Raw genomic sequence first — 20,485 nt, forward strand, 5'->3', positions numbered from 1 at the left:
GCAGTCGCAATCGGAGTCATCATGGCGTTCTTGCAAGGCAAAAAAATCCTCATCACCGGTTTGCTGTCGAACCGTTCCATCGCCTACGGCATCGCCAAGGCTTGCCACCGCGAAGGCGCTGAACTGGCGTTCACCTACGTCGGCGAACGTTTTAAAGACCGCATCACCGAGTTCGCCGCCGAATTCGACAGCACCCTGGTGTTCGACTGCGACGTCTCGAGCGACGAGCAGATCGCCGCCGTGTTCGCCGACCTGGGCAAGAGCTGGTCGCAGCTCGACGGCCTGGTGCACGCGATCGGCTTCGCCCCGCGCGAAGCGATCGCCGGCGATTTCCTCGACGGCCTGACGCGCGAGAACTTCCGCATCGCCCACGACATCTCGGCCTACAGCTTCCCGGCCATGGCCAAGGCGGCGCTGCCGCTGTTGAAGGAAGGCTCGTCCTTGCTGACCTTGTCGTACCTGGGCGCCGTGCGCGCCATTCCTTACTACAACACCATGGGCCTGGCCAAAGCTTCGCTGGAAGCGTCGGTGCGCTACCTGGCCGAGAACCTGGGCAAGCTGGGCATCCGCGCCAACGGCATCTCGGCCGGCCCGATCAAGACCTTGGCCGCGTCCGGCATCAAGGACTTCGGCAAGCTGCTCGGCTTCGCGTCGTCGCACGCGCCGCTGCGCCGCAACGTCACCATCGAGGAAGTGGGCAACACGGCCGCCTTCATGCTGTCGGACCTGGCCTCGGGCATCACCGGCGAGATCACCTACGTCGACGGCGGCTTCTCGCACGTGATGGGCCTGAACGCGGAAGACTACCTGTAAGCGCTCCCCGGCAGTCCCGCAGCCAAACGCCCCGCACGCGGGGCGTTTTCACGTCCGCCCCAAAAATCCGGGGTCAAGTCCCGGCATTGACGTTTACGACAATATTTAGATGTCATTGCGCAACAATTGATGCAATCGGGATGCAAGCCGCTATGGTTCGCGGCCGATTGTTGCTATTGTCTTTCCCACCAGAACAGATCATCCACCTTCATAGAACAGGCGCGGCCACGAGCCGCCCGGGATCACGGGGACCACCATGCTCGACCAGGTAAACGTCAGGACGCGTTTTCTTATCCTCATCGGCTGCTTCGTGGCCGGCTTCGCCCTCTACGGCGCGTGGTCGTTCAAGGCCCTCAACGAAATCCAGGTCAACGGCCCGATCTACCAGCGCATCGTGCAGAGCAAGGATTTGATCGCCGATATCCTGCCGCCGCCCGAATACATCATCGAGTCCTACCTGGTGTGCCTGCAGATGGCCAACCTCGGCCAGGCGGATGGCGGCGCCGCCGCCGATGCGCGCGAGGCGCTGGCCAAGCGCCTGCGCGCCCTCAAGGCCGACTACGACACCCGCCACGCCTACTGGCGCGGCCAGGACCTGCCCGGGCAGATGGGGCCGCTGATGCTGGAGCAGGCCCACGCGCCCGCGCTGGCCTTCTACGCCACCGCCTTCGACACGTTCGTCCCGGCGCTGTCCGGGGGCGACCGGGACGGCGCGGCGGCCGCGCTCAAGCGCCTGGGCGCCCTGTACGAGACGCACCGCAAGGTCATCGACCAGGTGGTCCAGCTGGCCACCGCCCAATCGGCGCTCGACGAGGCGGCCGCGCGCGAACGCATTGCCGCCGCGCAGTGGCAGTGCGCGCTGATCCTGGCCGCCGCGCTGGCCGCCAGCGTGGCGGCGGCCAACCTGATCATGCGCGGGCTGCGCCGCCAGCTCGGCGGCGAGCCGGCGCTGGCGGCCGGCATCGCCCGCCGCATCGCCGCCGGCGACCTGGCCGTCGACGTCCAGCTGGCCGCCGGCGACCGCGCCAGCCTGCTGCACGCGATGCGCGACATGCGCGACCAGCTCGGCAGCATCGTCACCCAGGTGCGCACCGGCACCGACGCGGTGGCCTCGGCGTCGGGGCAAATCGCCGCCGGCAACGAGGACCTGTCGTCGCGCACGGCGCAGCAGACCAGCTCGCTCGAGGCAACCGCCGAGGCCATCGGCGCGCTCAACGGCGCCGTGCAGCGCAACGCCGACAACGCCCGGCGCGCCAACGCGCTGGCGCTGTCGGCCTCCGACGTGGCGGCCCAGGGCGGCGCCGTCGTCACCCAGGTGGTCGATACGATGGGCGCGATCAACCGCGCCTCGCGGCGCATCGCCGACATCATCGGCGTGATCGACGGCATCGCCTTCCAGACCAACATCCTGGCCCTGAACGCGGCGGTGGAGGCGGCGCGCGCCGGCGAACAGGGGCGCGGCTTCGCCGTCGTCGCCGGCGAGGTGCGCAACCTGGCCCAGCGCAGCGCGGCGGCCGCGCGCGAAATCAAGGGGCTGATCGAGGAATCGGTCGAGCAGGTCGACACCGGCGCCGCGCTGGTGGACCGGGCCGGCGCGACGATGACCGAGATCGTCGCCAGCGTGGCGCGGGTGACCGAAATCATGGGCCAGATCGACGCGGCCAGCCTCGAGCAGACCGACGGCATCGCCCGCATCGGCGCGGCCGTCGGCGGCATGGACCAGGCCACCCAGCAGAACGCCGCGCTGGTCGAACAGGCGGGCGCGGCCGCCGCCCTGCTGCACGAGCAGGCCAGCCACCTGGCGCGCGTGGTCGGCGTGTTTTCGCTGGCGCCGTCGCTGGCGCACGGCAGGGGTTTTGCTGCGGCGCACACTAAAACCGCCAATTAACTGTACAGGCAGGCCCAAACTACTGTATAGTGTCGCCTGTGCGCTGCAGTGAGCGCGCCGCGACAACCAGCGGCGCCGATTGATCAGCCAGGTATTACTAGCAGCTACGCAAGCCTTAGCGCATCATCCTGATGTCGCTTATGAAGCCCTCCCGCCTTTGGTGTCGCACCTGACACCGTCCCGGCGCAAAGCTTTTGTGCCGAAATTTCTTTCGATTTTGATTGAGTCATTTCGTTTTGGTAGGCGTTGCTATTTCGCGTTCGGCGTTTGCACGGGCGCAGGTTTTTTACGAAAGAACAGCATGACATTTGAAGCACTAGGTCTCAACACGTCCATCATCAAAGCCCTGACCGACGCCGGCTACACCGCGCCGACCCCGGTTCAGCAGCAGGCCATCCCTGCCGCCATCGCAGGCAAGGACTTGTTGGTTTCCTCGCAAACCGGTTCCGGCAAGACCGCCGCATTTATGCTGCCGTCGCTGCACCGTTTGTCCGAGATCGACCCGGCCGCCGCCGGCAAGACGCCGAACCAGGAAATGCAGGCCGCCCGCGCCCGTGGCGAGCGCCCGCGTTTCAAAGCCGCACAGCCAAAAATGCTGGTGTTGACCCCGACCCGCGAACTGGCCCTGCAAGTGACCTCCAATACCGACAAATACAGTGTCAACCTGCGCCGTTTGAAGGCCGTGTCGATCCTGGGCGGTATGCCTTACCCGAAACAGATGCAACTGCTGGCCAAGAATCCTGAGATCCTGGTCGCCACCCCGGGTCGTTTGATCGACCACATGGAATCGGGCAAGATCGACTTCTCGCAACTGGAAATCCTGGTGCTGGACGAAGCCGACCGTATGCTGGACATGGGTTTCATCGACGACATCGAAAAAATCGTCGACGCCACCCCGTCGACCCGTCAAACCATGCTGTTCTCGGCCACGCTCGACGGCGTCGTCGGCAACATGGCGCGCCGCATCACCAAGGATCCGCAAGTGATCCAGGTGCTGAGCGCCGCCAACAAGCATGAGAACATCACCCAGCGCGTGCACTTCGTCGACGACCTGTCGCACAAGAACCGCCTGCTGGACCACCTGCTGCGCGACGACTCGCTCGACCAGGCCGTGGTGTTCACCGCCACCAAGCGTGACGCCGACACCATCGCCGACCGCCTGAACATCGCCGGTTTCTCGGCCGCCGCGCTGCATGGCGACATGCACCAGGGCGCCCGCAACCGCACCTTGGACAGCCTGCGCCGCGGCCAGGTCAAGATCCTGATCGCCACCGACGTCGCCGCCCGCGGCATCGACGTGCCGACGATCACGCACGTGTTCAACTACGACCTGCCGAAGTTCCCTGAGGACTACGTCCACCGCATCGGCCGCACCGGCCGCGCCGGCCGCAACGGTCTGGCGATCTCGCTGGTGAACCACGCCGAAGGCATGAACGTCAAGCGCATCGAGCGTTTCACGAAACAGCTGATCCCGGTCAACGTCATCGAAGGCTACGAGCCGAAGAAGACCGCCTCGGCGGCCCGTTCGACCTCGCGTCCAGGCGGCTGGAAGCCGGGCGACAACCGCACCGGCGCCAAGCCGGGCCAGCGCACGTTCAGCAAGCCTAGCGCTCCGCGCAAGGAAGGCAGCACCGGCGGCGGCTACAAGGGTAGCAATCCGCGCAGCACCGACGGCGCCCGCCGCAGCTACGGCGACCGTTAATCGTCACCGTTAGCTTCGCGTAAGCGACAAATAAAAGCGGCCACCAGAGCGATCTGGTGGCCGCTTTTGCGTTGGGGCGCCTCACGGCTGGCGCGGCCCATGGCTTTTCAGCTAACATGGCTGTTTGCATCGGCGCGCTTGCCGCCGGTGCCGCCAAACCAAGGATTCATTTTTGCTAGTTCGCCAGCTTATCAGCACAATCCGCATGGCCTGCACCCTTCGCATGACCTGCACCATCCACGTGCTCCGCGCCGCCGCCGGCCTGTGCCTGGCCATCGCCAGCTTCCACGGCGTCGCGGCCGAAGGCGCGGCGGCGCTGCTCGCCCAGGCGCGCGAGGCGGTCGGCGGCAACGCCTGGCGGCAAGTCAAAACCCAGCACACGCAATTCGTGCGCACCTACCTCGACCACGACGAGGCGGGCAGCAGCGACCTCGATTTCGCCAGCGGCCGCTACGCGCAACGCATCCCCACGTCGGCGGTGGCGCGCCTGATGTCGCGCTCGGACGGCCGCAACTTCTGGCGCCAGCGCATGGGCAAACTGGAAAAACAGGAAGGCCCGGCCCGCGATCCCGAGCTGCATCTGGGACGCCAATCTTACGCGTGGTGGTTCGCGCGCGGCGGCAAGGCGCGCCGGCTGGAACTGAAGGCGCCGCGCCGCCACGCCGGCGTCGACTACGCGGTCGTGCGCGTCGAGCTGGCATCGGGCATCGCCTTCGATTACTGGATCAACGACACCACGCGCCGCATCGAGCGCCGCCAGGAAGTGGTCGACGGTAAAACCTTCACCATCGACTACCGCGATTTCCGCCGCGTGGGGGCCGTCACCCTGCCCTTCGAGGAAAGCGTGCGCGACGCGAAAGACAGCGCCGACGAGGAAACGCTGCGCGTGTCCACCATCGTGCTCAACCGCCCCGCCGCGCAGATGGACTTCTCCCTGCCGCAGCCGGCCGTGATGCAGGGCTTCTCGGCCCAGCGGCCGGCCGTGACGGTGCCATTCGAGCCTTGCCAGGCGCACATCTGCGTGATGCTGACGTTGAACGGACAGGGCCCGTTCAAATTCATCCTCGACACCGGCGCCCGCAACGTCATCAGCGATAAACTATACCGGCGCCTGCGCCTGCCCGCGCAGGGCGTGGCTGTGCTATCCGGCCTCGGCCAGCAGACCGAACGCGGCGTGCTGACCACGGTGCAGCAGATCGGCATGGCCGGCCTGACCCTGGACCGCCAGGCCTTCTTCACCAGTCCCACGCTCGACAACCTGCCGATCGACGGCACCATCGGCTACGAATGGCTGTGGCTGACGCCGACCTTGATCGACTACGCCGCGCGCCAGCTGACCTTCCACGACCCGGACAGCTTTGTGTATCGCGGCGCGGCCGCCGCCACGCCGCTGTCGTTCCACGACAAGACGCCGCAGATCGAAGCCGTGCTCGACGGCCTGCCCGGCAAGTTCACCATCGACACCGGCAGCGACTTCTCGCTGACGATGAGCAAGCCGTTCGTCGACCGCTATGGGCTGGTGGAAAAATACGGCGCCGGGGACACGGTGCAGACCGCGCAAGTCATCGGCGGCACCACCCAGGTGCTGACAACGCGCGGCAAGCTGTTCGAAATGGGCGGCGTGCGGATCGCCGACCCGACCCTGGAACTGTCGACGCGCGGCGGCGGCACGCTGAACAGCCCCACCCTCGCCGGCAACATCAGCAACGGCATTTTGCGGCAACTGAACATCCTGTTCGATTACCAGGGCGGCAAGGTCTATATCGAGCCCAACAAGGTGATGTCAGCCGAGTAGGAAGCAGGCACTAGTAAGCAGGCACTAGTAAGCAGGCAAAACAGCGCGAGGCGCGGAGTGGGTCTGCCCACACCAGCCCTTCGGGGAACGAGTCTCTTTCGCCAGTCTCTTTCGGTCTCTTTTGGTCTTTTTTAAACTCCTGCGTCTTCTTGCGGTCCAAGAGACTGAAAGAGACCGAAAAAGACCAAACCCTCAAGGAGAAAGAGTATGGTTCCCCCACGCCCCCGTTATCTACCACCCGCCACCCTCCTCCAGCTAGAAACCTTCCTGCGCGAAACCGCCAGCCCGCTGTCGGTGACCGAGGCGGTGGTCGCCGCCGTCAAGCAGTGGATCGAGCGGACCCGCAGCGCCGCCTACCCCGCGCCCTCTGGCTGCGCTTCCCCGGTGAAAAGAACTGGAGCAACGCCGACCTGCTGCGCGCGCAACTGCAAAAGCGCGCCGCCAAGCCGGCGCCGACACCCTCTGAGGCGATGAGCGCTGCGGCCGAAACCATGAGCAATGCCTTGAACGCGGCCTTGGTACTTATCGAACACGTCGACCACCAAGCACGCAACACGCTGGAGCGCCGCGTTCCCAAGAGCAGGCGCGACTACGACGAGTTCGACGACGTTCCTTGATCGCGGCGGCAATCCGGGCATAATGAGGGGAGCGCAACCCAGCAGGCAACAATTTGTATCGTTCACACAATATCCGCGACGGCGGGCCGTCTACACCACCATGCCGCCGCCATCCCCCACCCCCGCCGACCAGGACCAAGCCATCACCGCGACGGTGTTGCGCGAGCGCTCGAAGCTGGGCAGCTTCATCCGCCGCCGGGTGGCCGACCAGACCGACGCCGAAGACATCCTGCAAGACGTCTTTTACGAATTCACCCAGGCCCACCGCCTGCCGGAACCGATCGAGCAGGTCAGCGCCTGGCTCTACCGCGTCGCCCGCAACCGCATCATCGACCGTTTCCGCAAGAAGAAAGAGGTGCCGCTGGACGACATGGTCGACGAGGACGGCGAAGCCTACCGCCTCGACCTGCTGGTGCCGTCCGCCGACGCCGGCCCCGAGCATGCCTACCACCGCGCCGTGCTGCTCGAACAACTGCAGGCGGCGCTCGAAGAACTACCGCCCAACCAACGCGACGTCTTCATCGCCCACGAGCTCGACGGGCTGAGCTTCAAGGACATGGCGCTCGCAAGCGGCGTGTCTGTCAACACCCTGCTGGCGCGTAAGCGCTACGCCGTGCTGCACCTGCGCGCGCGGCTGCAGGACCTGTACAACGAATGAAAGGAGAGTCGAAATGATGAAATACAAACTGCTGCTCATCCCCAAGATGCTGGTTATCATGGCACTGTTGGGCTGGATCGTCATGTTGCTATGGAACTGGATCGTGCCCCACCTGTTCGCCGGCGGCGCGCCGCTGGACTACTGGCGCGCGCTCGGCCTGCTGGTGCTGTGCCGCATCCTGGTCGGCGGCTTCGGCGGCCGCCACCACCATGAGGCCGGCGCCCAACGCTGGCAGCGCTGGCAGGCGATGACGCCGGAGGAGCGCGAACAATTCCGCGCCGCCCACAAAGGCCGCTTCTGGGGCCACGGCCGTGACTGGACCAACGAAAACACCAAGGAATAACAATGACAAAAACCAACGCCGCCGTGGCGGCGAACTTCACGCCCTATCAAAAAATCGTCGTCGCGATGCTCGCCTTCCTGCAGTTCGCGGTGATCCTCGACTTCATGCTGATGTCGCCGCTGGGCGCGGTGATCATGCCGGCCCTCAACATCGGGCCGATGGAGTTCGGCTTGGTGGTGTCGGCCTACGCCTTCAGCGCCGGCGCCTCCGGCCTGCTGACGGCCGGTTTCGCCGACCGCTACGACCGCAAGAAACTGCTGCTGTTCTTCTACACCGGCTTCATCCTCGGCACCGTCTGGTGCGGCCTGGCGCAAAGCTTCGAAAGCCTGCTGGCCGCGCGCGTGGTCACCGGCCTGTTCGGCGGCGTCATCGGCTCCATCGTGCTGGCCATCTCGACCGACCTGTTCGCGCCGCAGCTGCGCGGCCGCGTCATGGGCCTGATCCAGACCGCCTTCGCCGCCAGCCAGGTGCTCGGCATCCCGATCGGCATCTATTTATCGAACAAATGGGACTGGCATGTGCCCTTCCTCGCCATGGCCGTCTTCGGCCTGGCCGGCGGCCTGCTGGTCGCGTGGAAAATGCAGCCGGTCAACGCCCACCTGGACCAGCCGCAGCGCCACAGCCCGTGGGCGCACCTGTACCACACGGTGACCGTGCCGCGCCACCTGCTGGCCTTCTCCATCACCGCCCTGCTCACCACCGGCGGCTTCATGCTCATGCCCTTCAGCAGCGCCTACATCGTCAACAACCTCGGCATCGACATGCACCACCTGCCCACCGTCTACCTGGTCACCGGCCTGTGCACCATCTTCGCCGGCCCGCTGATCGGCAGGGCCGCCGACCGGCGCGGCAAGTTCCCCGTGTTTGTGTTCGGCACCGCGCTGTCGATCGTGATGGTGGTGGTCTACACCCACCTGGGCACCATTCCGATGTGGGCGCTGGTGGCGGTCAACGCGCTGATGTTCGTCGGCATCTTCTCGCGCATGATCCCCTTCCAGGCGATGGCCGCGTCGGTGCCGCCGGCCACCCAGCGCGGCGCGTTCAACGCCATCAGCGCCTCGATCCAGCAACTGTCGGGCGGCGTGGCCTCGGTCGTGGCCGGCCACATCGTCACCCAGGCCCCGGACGGCAAATTGCAGCACTTCAGCGTGATCGGCTATGTGGTTGTGGCCACCTCGCTGGTGGCGCTGGGGCTGGTGTGGCGGCTGCAGCGCGGCCTCGCGGCCGCCCAGCCGGCCCTGTGACCCCGGGTTGGCGCGCCCTCAATATTGGCGAAAATTTCAATCCTATTAGTAAAATTCAATTTAATTGCCACATGGAACTATTTGGAATTATAATGGGCGGAGTGATTCTCAATACTCAACTCGAAAGGGAGGAATTCCATGAACGCCAGAAATATGGATGCGGCTTGCCTGCGGGCGCTGCGCCGCCGCGGACACTCCGACAACAGCATCAACGCGATGAGCCCGGAGGAGGCGTTTTGTGAATACTGCGCTTACCACGGCATCATGAACCTGGTGCCGTCAACCCTGCAAATGCTCGACAAGCTGCGCAGCGAGCAGCCCCCGCAATAAAAAAAGGCCGCCGGTAGCAACCAGGCGGCCTTCTTCTTTTCAGAGCGATGGATTAACGGTAGAACGCTTCGACCTTGCCTTTGAGCTTGATCAGCATCGGATTGCCTTTGCGGTCCAGGCTTTTGCCGGCCGGAACCTTGATCCAGCCTTCGCTGATGCAGTATTCGTCCACGTCCAGACGCTCTTTGTCGTTGAAACGGATGCCGACGTCGTGTTCGAACACGGCGGCGACATGGTGCGGGCTGCGCGGATCGATCGACAGACGATCCGGCAGCGGAGGGAGTTGAGTAGTATCGTTCATTCCGCCATTATATCAGCTGGTTTTGAAGATCAGCTGCGCCACGCGCTGCAATTTCGGGTACACCACCGGCACCGTCAGCATGGTGCTGCCGATGGCCATCAACAGCAGCGCCGTAAACGTGCCGTTGGTGATGATGCCCTTGTCGAGCAGGATGTTGACGAAGATGATCATGATCAAGGCCTTGGTTTGCAGCAGCCAGCCGATGATCGACGCCTCGCCCGGTCCCCATTTGAGGATTTTCCCGGCCAGGTGGACCCCCGCCAGCTTGCCGCTGACCGACGCCACCAGCAGCACCGCCGCCGCCACGAACACGGCCGAGCCGCCCACCTCCCAGTTGGTGCGCAGGCCGGTACTGAGGAAGAACACCGGCATCACGGCCATCAGCACGTTGGCGCGCAGGAAGTCCATTTTCTCCTGGTTGAACCAGTCCGTATCCATGACCGCGCCGGCCAGGAAGGCGCCGACCATGTAATGCAGGCCGGCCCAGTCGGCCGCGAAGGCGCACACGGCCAGCCAGATGAACGCGATATACCAGCGGTCGCGCTCCTCGAGCCGCACCATCATCGCGCGGAACAGCTTGGTCGCCAGCGCGAACACCAGCAGGAAGCCGGCCTGGCGGCCGACCCGGTCCCAGTCGAGCAGGATCACGGCCAGCACGCCCCAGATGGCGATGTCGTCCAGGCTGGCGTAGCGCAGGATGCGCTGGCCGATCGGCTGGCGCAGGATTTCCAGCTTTTCCATCAGCAGGATCAGGATCGGCAACGCGGTGACCGCGCACGCCATGCCCACGCCGAGCACGAACTGCCAGTCCTGCGCCTTCGGGCCCACCCAGCCGGCGTAGCCGAGCATGCCCAGCGCGGCGACGCAGCCGAACACCAGCGGCATGCCCAGCGCCAGGCCGGCCGTGATCGTGCTCTCGCGCCGGTGCTCCCAGGCTTTTCTCAAATCGAGTTCAATGCCGGCGATCATCACGAAGATCATCACCGCCCACCAGGCGATGCCGTTGAGCGACTGCACCACCTGCGGATTGAAGACGAAACTGTAGTACTCCGGATAGGCGCGGCCCATGATGCCCGGCCCGAGCAAAATGCCGGTGATGATCTGCACCACCACCAGCGGCGCGTAGTAGTCGGTGCGGCCGAAGCGCCAAATCAGATACGGCACGCTAAAGATAATTAACATCGCGATCAAAAAGATCTCGGTGGTGCCCATGTGCATAAATGTCCCCTGCTTATTGTAGTTTGAGTAAAAGCCGGGCCTCCTAGCGGAGGCGTAACTTTAGGCAATATTGTATGGCGAAAGCAGTAATGAAAGTCATCCTAGGTTAATCTTTTCACCATCCCGCCGCGCCGCGCCCCTGTAGTACGGATCAAATAGTGTGGTATACGCCACAGCGGCGCGGGGCCGGTTGCGCCGCCGCGCTTGCTTTCTCCGGTCAGCGGTATATACTTGCACACTCAAGTACTTATCAAACATATCTCAACGACAAAAGGATATTTTATGGACAACCCCGATCACGACACGGCGCCAGCCGCCGTCAGCCCCAGCCTGGAGTTTGCGCTGCGCTTGGCGCGTGCCCAAGCCACGCTGGTGCGCAGGCTCGACCAGGTGCTGGGCGGCTACCACGGCATCAGCTTCGGCGACTTCATGCTGCTGCACTACCTCAACCGCGCGCCCGGCGGCCGCCTGCGCCGGGTCGACCTGGCCGAGCGCCAGGGCCTGACGGCGTCCGGCGTCACCCGCACCTTGCTGCCGCTGGAAAAAATCGGCCTGGTAGAACGCCAGCAGGACCCGCGCGACGCCCGCGTCGCCTACGCCGCCATCACCGCCACCGGCCGCGAACTGCTCAACAACGCCATCGTCGTCGCCGAGCAGATCAGCAAGGACTTGCTGCGCAACTGCCCGCAAGAGCGCTTCGCCGAGTTGAGCGAGGCGCTCGGCCTGATCGCTGGCATGAACGCCTCGAACTCTTAAGAGCTCACCATGTCCGAGTCCCTTCCGCCGCGCGCCGCGCTCCTGCGCGACGCCAACTTCAAATGGCTGCTGCGCGGCGGCGTCATCTCCATGCTGGGCGACCAGTTGACGATGATCGCCCTGCCCTGGCTGGTGTTCAAGCTGACCGGCGACACCGTCGCGCTGGGCCTCGTCATCGCGCTGATGAGCATTCCGCGCGCGGTCTTCATCCTCGTCGGCGGCGCGCTGGTGGACCGCCACTCGCCCAAGCGCGTGCTCATGCTCAGCAAGTACGCCAACGCCGCGCTGCTGGCCGTGCTGACCTTGCTGGTGCTCGACCACCAGCCCTCGCACACGCTGGACGTGGGCGGATCGGTCTCGCTCACCGTCGTCATGACGCCGCATCTGACCTTGATGGCAATTTACGTATTGGCCTTCGGCATCGGCCTCGCGCAGGCGTTCGGCATCCCGTCGGGCACCGCTATCATGCCGCTGGCGATCGCGCCGGCGCAGCTGCAGGCGGCCAACGGCATGTTGATGGGATTGCGCCAGCTGTCGATGCTGATCGGGCCCCTGATCGCGGCGGGCCTGCTGGCGATCGGCGATGGCGGCCAAGGCCACGGCGACCAGCTTGGCGCCGGCGCGGTGGTGGCCGACGCGCGCGGCCTGGCGCTGGCGTTCGGCCTCGATTGCCTCAGCTTCCTGGCCTCGGCGTGGACTTTGTCGAAAGTGCGCCTGCTGAACGCGCCCGCAAACACCCAGGCGCCGGCCTCCGTGCTGCGCGCCGTCGGCGCCGGGCTGGCGATGGTGTGGCGCGACGTCCCGCTGCGCACCTGCTTTATCTACTGGGGCGCCGTCTCGCTGCTCATCGGCGGCACCATGCAAGTGGCGCTGCCGGTGCTGGCCGCCGCGCTGCACGGCGCCACGACCCTGGGCCTGCTGATGGGCGTGCACGGCGCCGGCACCCTGCTCGGCATGGGCGCGGCGGCCATGGGCGGCGCGCGGCTGCGCTTCGCCACCTTCGGCACCTTGATCCTGCTGATCGACGGCGCCGTCGGCCTGCTCGTCATGCCGCTCGGCGCGGTCGACGCGGTGTGGCAGGCGGCCTTGCTGATGCTGGCGATCGGCGTGCTGGCCGGTTTCATGCAGATCAACGTCTTCACGTGGATCCAGCGCCGCGTGCCGGCGCACATGATGGGCCGCGCCATGAGCATCTTCATGTTCATCTTCATGGGCCTCGCGCCGCTGTCGGCCGGCGCCACCGGCTGGCTGCTGACGATCATCCCGCTGTCGCAATTGTTCGCCGGCGGTGGCATGATACTGGTGCTGTGCGCGGCGCTGGCGTATGTGGTCACGCCGATGCGCGGCATCACGAACCCGCAGTAGGCAATACCTGATAAGGGATAACCCGTATGGAAACCAAATGGCTGGAAGACTTCATCTCCCTGGTCGAGACCAATAACTTCAGCCGCTCGGCGGCGCTGCGCCACGTCACGCAGCCGGCCTTCTCGCGCCGCATCCAGTCGCTGGAGAACTGGCTCGGCACCGACCTGGTCGACCGCACCTCCTACCCGACCCGCCTGACGCCGGCCGGCACCGTGTTCTACGAGCAGGCACTGGAGATGCTCGCGCAGATCAACGGCGCGCGCGACATGCTGCGCTCCAAGCGCGCCGCGGCCCAGACCAGCATCGACCTGGCCGTGCCGCACACCTTGTCGCTGACCTTCGTGCCCAAATGGCTGACGGCCCTGGAGCGCGACTTCGCCCCGATCAGCAGCCGCCTGATGGCGCTCAACGTGCACGACGCCGTGCTGCAACTGGTCGAAGGCGGCTGCGACCTGCTGCTGTGCTATCACCATCCCCGCCAGCCGGTGCAGCTCGACCCGGGCCGCTACGACATGCTGGTGCTGGGCCGCGAATCGCTGCGCCCCTACGCGCGCTGCGACAAGAACAAGGTGCCCGAATTCACGCTGCCGGGCACCAAGAAGGCGCCGCTGCCGTTTTTATCGTATACGAACAACGCCTACCTGGGCCGCATGGTGGAGCTGATCCTGGGCGACGCCAAAACCCCGCTCCACCTGGAGCCGCACTACGAAACCGACATGGCCGAAGGCTTGAAAATGATGGCGCTCGAAGGCAGCGGCATCGCCTTCCTGCCCGAATCGGCCGTCACGCGCGAGCTCAAACAAAAGCTGCTCGCGCGCGCCGACAACGACAGCGCGGAATGGGAAATCGAAATGGAGATCCGCTTGTATCGCGAACGTCCATCGCCGCAGCGGCGCGGCAAGGCCATCGTCGAAAGACTGTGGGATTTCCTCGAACGGCAGCAGAACGACAGCGGCCGCAAACGCCGCGTCGCGGTCTCCGAACGTTAGGAAGTTTTATTGGTATTTAAATAACTATGCATGAAACGCATAGTCGAATGCGCATACAGCATTGGCCCGTTGTCGCGGCTCCGACCTATGATTCGCTCCACTGATCGCCGCTATGTGCCATGAGCGCGCGGCGCTCATCAAAAACAAATCCAACGGAGCCTGAGCATGACCACCGCACACCAACAGCACGTACTGCCTTCCTACCTCAATCCCGACGACCTGGGTCCATGGGGCGTCTACCTGCAGCAGATCGACCGCGTCACGCCGCACCTGGGCAGCCTGTCGCGCTGGGTCGAAACGCTCAAGCGCCCGAAGCGCATCCTGACCGTCGACGTGCCGATCGAGCGCGATGACGGCTCGATCGCCCACTACGAAGGCTACCGCGTGCAGCACAACATGTCGCGTGGTCCGGGCAAGGGCGGCGTGCGCTTCCACCAGGACGTGACGTTGTCGGAAGTGATGGCCCTGTCGGCGTGGATGACGGTGAAAAACGCGGCGGTCAACGTGCCATACGGCGGCGCCAAGGGCGGCATCCGGGTCGACCCGAAAACCCTCTCGCGCGGCGAGCTGCAGCGCCTGACGCGCCGCTACACCAGCGAAATCAGCCTGATCATCGGACCGAACAAGGACATCCCGGCACCCGACGTCAACACCAACGAACAGGTGATGGCATGGATGATGGACTCCTACGCCATGATCGAAGGTAACCTGTCGACCGGCGTCGTCACCGGCAAACCGATCTCGCTGGGCGGCTCGCTGGGCCGGCGCGAAGCGACGGGCCGCGGCGTGTTCGTGGTCGGCCGCGAAGCCGCCATCAAGCGCGGCGTCGCCATCGAAGGCGCCCGCGTCGCCATCCAGGGCCTCGGCAATGTCGGTGGCGTGGCAGCGACCATGTTCGCCGACGCCGGCGCCAAGGTCGTCGCCGTGCAGGACCACACCGGCACCGTGGTGCACCAGGGCGGCCTCGATATCGCCCGTCTGCACCACCATGTGGCCGAATGCGGCAGCGTCACCGGTTTCGCCGGCGCCGAAGCCTTCCTCGACCGCGACGCCTTCTGGGACATCGAAACCGAGATCCTGATTCCGGCCGCGCTGGAACAGCAAATCACGGCCGACAACGCGCAGCGCATCCGCACCAAAATCATCCTGGAAGGCGCCAACGGCCCGACCACGCCGGAAGCGGACGACATCCTCACCGACAAGGACGTGCTGATCGTGCCGGACGTGCTGGCGAACGCCGGCGGCGTAACTGTGTCATACTTTGAGTGGGTGCAGGATTTCTCCAGCTTCTTCTGGAGCGAGGATGAGATCAATGCCCGCCTGACGCGCATCATGCAGGAGGCGTTCAACGCCGTGTGGTCCGTGTCACAAGAGAAGAAGGTTACGCTGCGCACCGCCACCTTCATTTTGGCGTGCACGCGCGTGCTGCAAGCCCGCGAGGTTCGCGGTCTGTACCCATGATTTAACGAATCCCAGCAATTTGCGCCTGCACCGGCCTTGGCCCGTGCGGGCGTTTTTCGCATATAGAGCGTCACCAAAAATAAGGACAATATGAGCACCATCGAACAGAAAGCACTGGCCTATCACCGCGCCGGCAAGGCTGGCAAGATCGCCATCGAAGTGACCAAGAGCGTCGGCACCCAGGAAGACCTGGCGCTGGCGTATTCGCCCGGCGTCGCCGCCCCTTGCGTGGAAATCCAGCGCGAGCCGGCCAAGGCCTACGAATACACCGCCAAGGGCAACCTGGTGGGCGTCATCACCAACGGCACCGCGGTGCTCGGCCTGGGCAACATCGGCGCGCTCGCCGGCAAGCCGGTGATGGAAGGTAAAGTGGTTCTGTTCAAAAAATTCGCCGGCATCGACGCCTTCGACATCGAAATCGACGAGACCGACCCGGACAAGCTGGTCGAGATCATCGCCGCGCTGCACCCGACCTTCGGCGGCATCAACCTCGAAGACATCAAGGCGCCGGAATGCTTCTACATCGAGCGCAAGCTGCGCGAGCGCCTGTCGATCCCGGTCTTCCATGACGACCAGCACGGCACCGCCATCGTCGTCGGCGCCGGCATGCTCAACGCGATCGAAATGACGGGCCGCGACATCGCCACCGTCAAAATCGTCTGCTCGGGCGCCGGCGCGGCCGCCATCGCCTGCCTCGACCTGCTGGTCGACCTGGGCGCGCAAAAGCACAACATCTTCGTCTGCGACAGCAAGGGCGTGCTGACCACCGCGCGCGCGCTGGACGGCGAAAAAGCCGCTTGGGCGCAGGACACCACCGCCACCAAGCTGTCGGACGTGATGGAGGGCGCCGACGTCTTCCTGGGCGTCTCCGGTCCGGGCGTGCTGTCGCAGACCGACATCACGCGCATGAACGCGCATCCGATCGTCTTCACGCTGGCCAATCCGGAGCCGGAACTGCGTCCGGAACTGGTGCGCGAAGTGGCGCCCGACGCCATCATCGCCACCGGCCGCTCGGACTATCCGAACCAGATCAACAACGCGCTGTGCTTCCCGTATCTGTTCCGCGCGGCGCTCGACTGCGGCGCCTCGACGATCAACCAGGAAATGAAGCGCGCCTGCGTGGTGGCGCTGGCCGACATGGCCCGCGCCGACGCGCGCTTCGGCAAGGACTACGTGGTGCCTGGATTGCTGGACCCGCGCCTGCTGCGCGGCGTCACGCCGAAGATCGCCACCGCCGCGTATCGCAGCGGCGTCGCGCGTAAAGAGCTGATCGAGATCGACTACGCCAACGACCTGGCCGACCTGGCCGAATCGCTGATCTAAGCCCCACTAAACCCGCACCCCGGACACTGGGGTCGTACCCGACTGGGTACGACCCCGCCTGGCATTGCGGGTTTCGCCGATCACCGCCGAATCACTTCCCCGCCCTTCATCACGAACGACACCTTGGTCAACTCCGCCGCGTTCTCCGCCGGATCGCCCTTGACCGCGATAATGTCGGCGAATTTGCCCACGCTGATCGACCCCACCCTGTCCTTCCACCCCAACAAATCCGCCGCGTTGATGGTGGCCGCCTGAATCGCCTGCATCGACGTCATGCCGTACTTGATCATGTACGCAAACTGCTTGGCGTTGTCGCCATGCGGATAAACGCCCGAATCGCTGCCGAACGCCATCTTCGCCCCGCCGGTGAACGCCTTGCGGAAGTTATCGCGCTGCAGCTGGCCGATCACCTTCTCCTTGGCGATCGACTCCGGCAGCATGCCGGCCTTCTCGCCCTCCTGCAAAATAAAATCGTCGTTGTAAATATCCATCACCAGATAGGTGCCCTTCTCGCGCGCCAGCTTGATGCCCTCTTCGTCGATCAAACTCGAATGCTCGACCGAATCGACGCCTGCCAGAATCGCATCGCGGATGCTGCTGGCGCCGTGCGCGTGCGCGGCCACCTTGCGGCCAAGCTTGTGCGCCTCACCGACGATGGCCTGCATCTCCTCCAAGGTGTACTGCTGCGCGCCCGGCTCGTTCCCCTTGGAGAGCACACCGCCCGAGGCGCAAATCTTGATCACGTCGGCGCCGTACTTGGCCATCTCGCGCACCTTGGCGCGCGCCTCCCACGGGCCGTCCGCCACGCCGCGTCCGACAACGTTCTTATCCGCCGGCAGCAAGTTCTCGTCGCAATGGCCGCCCTGGATGCCGATGGCGTAACCGGCGGTGCTCATGCGCGGCCCGATGAAGTCCCCCTCGTTGATCGCGTCGCGCAGCGCGACATCGCCGAAGCCGCCCGCGCCCACGTTGCGCACGCTGGTGAAGCCCGCCTCCAGCGTCTTGCGCGCCGAGCGCACGCCATACAGGGCAGCGCGCGTGTCGGACACACCCAGCGCGTTGTAGCCGCCCAGATAAGCGTCGCTGGTCAAATGGGTATGCATGTCGATCAAGCCTGGTAGCACAGTCTGCGACGACAGGTCGATCATCTGCGCGCCGGCCGGCACCTTGGCCGAAGCACTCGGACCGACCGAGGTGATACGCTCGCCGGTGATGACGATGGTCTGGTCCTTGAGCACCGTGCCGGCCACCACGTCGACCAGTTTACCGGCGCGGATGACGACCACTTTGGCTTCCGCCTTGGCGTCGGCGGCGAAAGACGGCAGGGCCGCGCCCAGGGCGCAGAGGACGGCGGCGGTGACCGAAAGATGCTTGAACTTCATGGCGTGCGCCCTTTTCAAAAAAGAGAAAAGAATAGCAGAGCAACCATGAAAACGCGTAGCTACTTTTGCCAGGCGCAGGTGCGCAGGCCGACGAACATGTCGTCGCGCTCGGGCATGTAGAAGTTGCGGTACTTGGCCGAGACCATGCGCGGCTGCGTGGCGAACGAAGCGCCGCGCAGCGCCTGGTGGGTGGAAAACCACGGCTGCGAATATTCGCGGTAGCGGTCCGGCGCGAAATCAGGATACGGCTCGAACGGCGTCGAGGTCCACTCCCACAGCTGCCCCCAGCGGAATGCTGGATGGCCCGACAGGGCCGCGTACTCCCACTCCGCCTCGGTCGGCAGGCGCCGGCCGGCCCAGGCGCAATAGGCCTGCGCCTCGTACAGGGTCAGATGGCGCACCGGCTCCGCCCCGCCGAGCGTGGTCAACTCGCCGAAGCGCATCGTGCGCCACACGCCGCCGTCGCGATGCCAATGGCGCGGCGCCGAGCGCTCCTGGCGCATCAGCCATTCGGCGCCGGCGTTGCTCCAGAACTGGCGGTTGTCGTAACCGCCATCGGCGACGAAATCGGCATACTGGGTGTTGGTCACCAGGCTGCTGTCGATGGTGAACGGCGCCACCCGCACGGCATGCGCGGCGCGCTCGTTGTCGAACACGAAGCCGCCGCCGGCGCTGCCCATCTCGATGGTCCCGCCGGGGAAGCCGATCTCCGACGGCGCGAACTGCGCCTGCCCCGGCGCGGCGGCGGTCTGCGGCGCCGCCAACCCGAGCGTCTGCAAGGTGTAGAGCAGCGCCTCGCCGTGCATGTCCTCGTGCGCCAGCGCCAGCCGGTAGGGATACAGCGCCTCGTCGGTGTTGGGCTCGCGCGACAGTTTATCGAGCACCCGGTCCAGCACCTCGTGGCAGTAGGTCTTCAGCGCGCCGGTGCCGGGAAGGTCCAAGGTCCAGCGGCTGCGGTGCGGCACCAGCGCGGAATCGAACCAGTCGTCGCCACGGCTCAGCAGGCAGTTGCCGTTGCCGTCGGCCGGATGGCTCGATGTCGCCTCGCGCAGGATGAACCACTCGGCGAACCAGGCGATGTGGCCCAGCTCCCACAGCGGCGGATTGAGGATGCGCAGTTGCGGCACACGGGCCGGCACGTCCATGCCGGCGGCGGCGAAGCAATCGAACAGCAGCAGCGTATAATCCCGCGCATGCCGCAGCGACTGCGCCAATTGCTGTGGACTGGCGTTCCGGAACGAGGATGGGCTGGAATTCATGGGGCGATTGTAACGACTTTTAAGCAAAACACCAGTGACACGACAGCATATCTGGATCGTCAGCCCGGCGTCGGCCCGCGCCAACAACGGCAACTGGCAAAGCGCCAGCCGCTGGGCGCGTTTCCTGCGCACGCGCTACCGCGTCACGGTCAGTCTGCACTGGCCCGACGCCGATGCGCCCTCGCCGGCCGCGCCTCCCGACCTGCTGATAGCTTTGCACGCGCGCCGCTCGGCGGCGTCGCTGGACGCGTGGACGCAAGCGTGGCCCGACCGCCCCTCCATCCTGCTGTTGACCGGCACCGACCTGTATCGCGACATCGACACCGACGCCAGCGCGCGGCGCTCGCTGGACCAGACCACCGCGCTGGTGCTGTTGCAAGCGGCAGGCCTGCAAGTGCTGCCGGCGCCGTTGCACGCCAAGGCCCACGTCATCTACCAGTCCGCCGCCACCCTGCGGCCGTCGCCCCCGACAACCAGGCGGCATGTGGACATCTGCATGATCGGCCACCTGCGCGCCGAGAAAGACCCGTACACCTTCATGCGCGCCGCCACAGAGGTGACGTCGCCGACCGCGCGCCTGATCCACATCGGCGGCGCGCTGGAGCCGGCGCTGGCCACCGCCGCCCAGGTCACCGCCGGCAAGGAGCCGCGCTACCACTGGCTGGGCGCCATGCCGCACGGCGCCACGCGCCAGCGCCTCAAGCGCAGCCACGCGATGGCGCTGACGTCGCACATAGAGGGCGGCGCCAACGTCATCATCGAAGCGGTGAGCGCCGGCGTGCCGGTGCTGGCGAGCGACATCAACGGCAATCGCGGCATGCTGGGCGACGACTACGCCGGCTACTTCCCGCCCGGCGACGCCGCCGCGCTGGCGCGCCTGATCGACCGCACCATCGAAGACCCGCCCTTCCACGCGCTGCTGCGCGCCCAGTGCGACGCCCGCGCTCCGCTGTTCGCGCCGGCCGCCGAACGGGCGGCCCTGCTCGAGTTAGTGGATAATCTGCTCAATCTTCACCGAATAAGCCCAACCAAGGAATGAAC

General features: G+C 65.5%; 18 protein-coding genes and 1 pseudogene. 15 read left to right on the plus strand and 4 right to left on the minus strand.

Going from position 1 to position 20,485, the window contains the following annotated elements:
* The first annotated feature begins 21 nt into the window (after positions 1-21).
* The 9 genes from fabI (at position 22) to NHH88_23260 (ending at position 9,390) form a co-directional block, all read left to right on the plus strand.
* Complete coding sequence (gene fabI, locus NHH88_23220) at positions 22-813, plus strand: enoyl-ACP reductase FabI (GenBank protein USX12582.1); 792 nt, start codon at positions 22-24, stop codon at positions 811-813.
* A gap of 256 nt (positions 814-1,069) precedes the next feature.
* A complete protein-coding gene (locus NHH88_23225; GenBank protein ID USX12583.1) occupies positions 1,070-2,701 on the plus strand; it encodes a methyl-accepting chemotaxis protein in 1,632 nt (543 codons plus the stop codon).
* Positions 2,702-3,002: 301 nt separating this feature from the next.
* Complete coding sequence (locus tag NHH88_23230) at positions 3,003-4,403, plus strand: DEAD/DEAH box helicase (protein ID USX12584.1); 1,401 nt, start codon at positions 3,003-3,005, stop codon at positions 4,401-4,403.
* Positions 4,404-4,608: 205 nt separating this feature from the next.
* Complete coding sequence (locus NHH88_23235) at positions 4,609-6,198, plus strand: retropepsin-like domain-containing protein (protein USX12585.1); 1,590 nt, start codon at positions 4,609-4,611, stop codon at positions 6,196-6,198.
* A gap of 326 nt (positions 6,199-6,524) precedes the next feature.
* The gene (locus tag NHH88_23240; GenBank protein ID USX12586.1) at positions 6,525-6,815 is read left to right on the plus strand and encodes a hypothetical protein; all 291 of its coding nucleotides are present in this window, start codon (positions 6,525-6,527) and stop codon (positions 6,813-6,815) included.
* Between the two features lie 100 nt (positions 6,816-6,915).
* Positions 6,916-7,473 carry a sigma-70 family RNA polymerase sigma factor gene (locus tag NHH88_23245; GenBank protein ID USX12587.1) on the plus strand — a complete coding sequence of 186 codons (558 nt, stop codon included), beginning with the start codon at positions 6,916-6,918 and terminating at the stop codon, positions 7,471-7,473.
* Positions 7,474-7,489: 16 nt separating this feature from the next.
* On the plus strand, positions 7,490-7,816 hold the full coding sequence (locus NHH88_23250) for a hypothetical protein (GenBank protein ID USX17404.1): 327 nt from the start codon (positions 7,490-7,492) through the stop codon (positions 7,814-7,816).
* Between the two features lie 2 nt (positions 7,817-7,818).
* Positions 7,819-9,060 carry an MFS transporter gene (locus NHH88_23255; protein ID USX12588.1) on the plus strand — a complete coding sequence of 414 codons (1,242 nt, stop codon included), beginning with the start codon at positions 7,819-7,821 and terminating at the stop codon, positions 9,058-9,060.
* A gap of 138 nt (positions 9,061-9,198) precedes the next feature.
* Positions 9,199-9,390 carry a hypothetical protein gene (locus tag NHH88_23260; protein ID USX12589.1) on the plus strand — a complete coding sequence of 64 codons (192 nt, stop codon included), beginning with the start codon at positions 9,199-9,201 and terminating at the stop codon, positions 9,388-9,390.
* 52 nt (positions 9,391-9,442) lie between these two features.
* Here NHH88_23260 and NHH88_23265 read toward each other — a convergent pair whose 3' ends face one another.
* Both NHH88_23265 and NHH88_23270 read right to left on the minus strand, forming a co-directional pair.
* A complete protein-coding gene (locus NHH88_23265) occupies positions 9,443-9,691 on the minus strand; it encodes a DUF3297 family protein (GenBank protein USX12590.1) in 249 nt (82 codons plus the stop codon).
* 12 nt (positions 9,692-9,703) lie between these two features.
* Positions 9,704-10,909, minus strand: coding sequence for a cation:proton antiporter (locus NHH88_23270; protein ID USX12591.1), 1,206 nt, complete (start codon positions 10,907-10,909; stop codon positions 9,704-9,706).
* Positions 10,910-11,191: 282 nt separating this feature from the next.
* Between NHH88_23270 and NHH88_23275 the strand changes: the two genes are divergently transcribed.
* From NHH88_23275 to NHH88_23295, 5 genes and pseudogenes are all read left to right on the plus strand, one after another.
* On the plus strand, positions 11,192-11,665 hold the full coding sequence (locus NHH88_23275; GenBank protein ID USX12592.1) for a MarR family transcriptional regulator: 474 nt from the start codon (positions 11,192-11,194) through the stop codon (positions 11,663-11,665).
* Between the two features lie 9 nt (positions 11,666-11,674).
* The gene (locus tag NHH88_23280; protein USX12593.1) at positions 11,675-13,030 is read left to right on the plus strand and encodes an MFS transporter; all 1,356 of its coding nucleotides are present in this window, start codon (positions 11,675-11,677) and stop codon (positions 13,028-13,030) included.
* A 26-nt stretch (positions 13,031-13,056) separates the two neighbouring features.
* The gene (locus NHH88_23285; GenBank protein ID USX12594.1) at positions 13,057-14,019 is read left to right on the plus strand and encodes a LysR substrate-binding domain-containing protein; all 963 of its coding nucleotides are present in this window, start codon (positions 13,057-13,059) and stop codon (positions 14,017-14,019) included.
* Between the two features lie 165 nt (positions 14,020-14,184).
* Positions 14,185-15,480: a Glu/Leu/Phe/Val dehydrogenase gene (locus tag NHH88_23290; GenBank protein USX12595.1), complete on the plus strand. Its 1,296-nt coding sequence runs from the start codon at positions 14,185-14,187 to the stop codon at positions 15,478-15,480.
* Positions 15,481-15,570: 90 nt separating this feature from the next.
* Positions 15,571-16,782, plus strand: a pseudogene (locus tag NHH88_23295) (malic enzyme).
* Positions 16,783-16,883: 101 nt separating this feature from the next.
* On the opposite strand, the gene NHH88_23300 reads toward NHH88_23295, so the two are convergent.
* Complete coding sequence (locus NHH88_23300; GenBank protein ID USX12596.1) at positions 16,884-18,185, minus strand: amidohydrolase family protein; 1,302 nt, start codon at positions 18,183-18,185, stop codon at positions 16,884-16,886.
* A 59-nt stretch (positions 18,186-18,244) separates the two neighbouring features.
* Complete coding sequence (locus NHH88_23305) at positions 18,245-19,444, minus strand: SUMF1/EgtB/PvdO family nonheme iron enzyme (protein ID USX12597.1); 1,200 nt, start codon at positions 19,442-19,444, stop codon at positions 18,245-18,247.
* Between the two features lie 34 nt (positions 19,445-19,478).
* On the opposite strand from NHH88_23305, the gene NHH88_23310 reads away from it, so the two are divergent.
* On the plus strand, positions 19,479-20,483 hold the full coding sequence (locus tag NHH88_23310; GenBank protein ID USX12598.1) for a TIGR04348 family glycosyltransferase: 1,005 nt from the start codon (positions 19,479-19,481) through the stop codon (positions 20,481-20,483).
* Positions 20,484-20,485: the final 2 nt, after the last annotated feature.

Source organism: Oxalobacteraceae bacterium OTU3CAMAD1, from assembly GCA_024123915.1.
Lineage (GTDB): Bacteria > Pseudomonadota > Gammaproteobacteria > Burkholderiales > Burkholderiaceae_D > Rugamonas.

Coding starts and splice junctions, on each gene's coding strand:
- fabI (USX12582.1), top strand. CDS start 22: ATGGCGTTCTTGCAAGGCAAAAAAATCCTCATCACCGGTTTGCTGTCG.
- NHH88_23225 (USX12583.1), top strand. CDS start 1,070: ATGCTCGACCAGGTAAACGTCAGGACGCGTTTTCTTATCCTCATCGGC.
- NHH88_23230 (USX12584.1), top strand. CDS start 3,003: ATGACATTTGAAGCACTAGGTCTCAACACGTCCATCATCAAAGCCCTG.
- NHH88_23235 (USX12585.1), top strand. CDS start 4,609: ATGGCCTGCACCCTTCGCATGACCTGCACCATCCACGTGCTCCGCGCC.
- NHH88_23245 (USX12587.1), top strand. CDS start 6,916: ATGCCGCCGCCATCCCCCACCCCCGCCGACCAGGACCAAGCCATCACC.
- NHH88_23250 (USX17404.1), top strand. CDS start 7,490: ATGAAATACAAACTGCTGCTCATCCCCAAGATGCTGGTTATCATGGCA.
- NHH88_23255 (USX12588.1), top strand. CDS start 7,819: ATGACAAAAACCAACGCCGCCGTGGCGGCGAACTTCACGCCCTATCAA.
- NHH88_23260 (USX12589.1), top strand. CDS start 9,199: ATGAACGCCAGAAATATGGATGCGGCTTGCCTGCGGGCGCTGCGCCGC.
- NHH88_23265 (USX12590.1), bottom strand. CDS start 9,691: ATGAACGATACTACTCAACTCCCTCCGCTGCCGGATCGTCTGTCGATC.
- NHH88_23270 (USX12591.1), bottom strand. CDS start 10,909: ATGCACATGGGCACCACCGAGATCTTTTTGATCGCGATGTTAATTATC.
- NHH88_23275 (USX12592.1), top strand. CDS start 11,192: ATGGACAACCCCGATCACGACACGGCGCCAGCCGCCGTCAGCCCCAGC.
- NHH88_23280 (USX12593.1), top strand. CDS start 11,675: ATGTCCGAGTCCCTTCCGCCGCGCGCCGCGCTCCTGCGCGACGCCAAC.
- NHH88_23285 (USX12594.1), top strand. CDS start 13,057: ATGGAAACCAAATGGCTGGAAGACTTCATCTCCCTGGTCGAGACCAAT.
- NHH88_23290 (USX12595.1), top strand. CDS start 14,185: ATGACCACCGCACACCAACAGCACGTACTGCCTTCCTACCTCAATCCC.
- NHH88_23300 (USX12596.1), bottom strand. CDS start 18,185: ATGAAGTTCAAGCATCTTTCGGTCACCGCCGCCGTCCTCTGCGCCCTG.
- NHH88_23305 (USX12597.1), bottom strand. CDS start 19,444: ATGAATTCCAGCCCATCCTCGTTCCGGAACGCCAGTCCACAGCAATTG.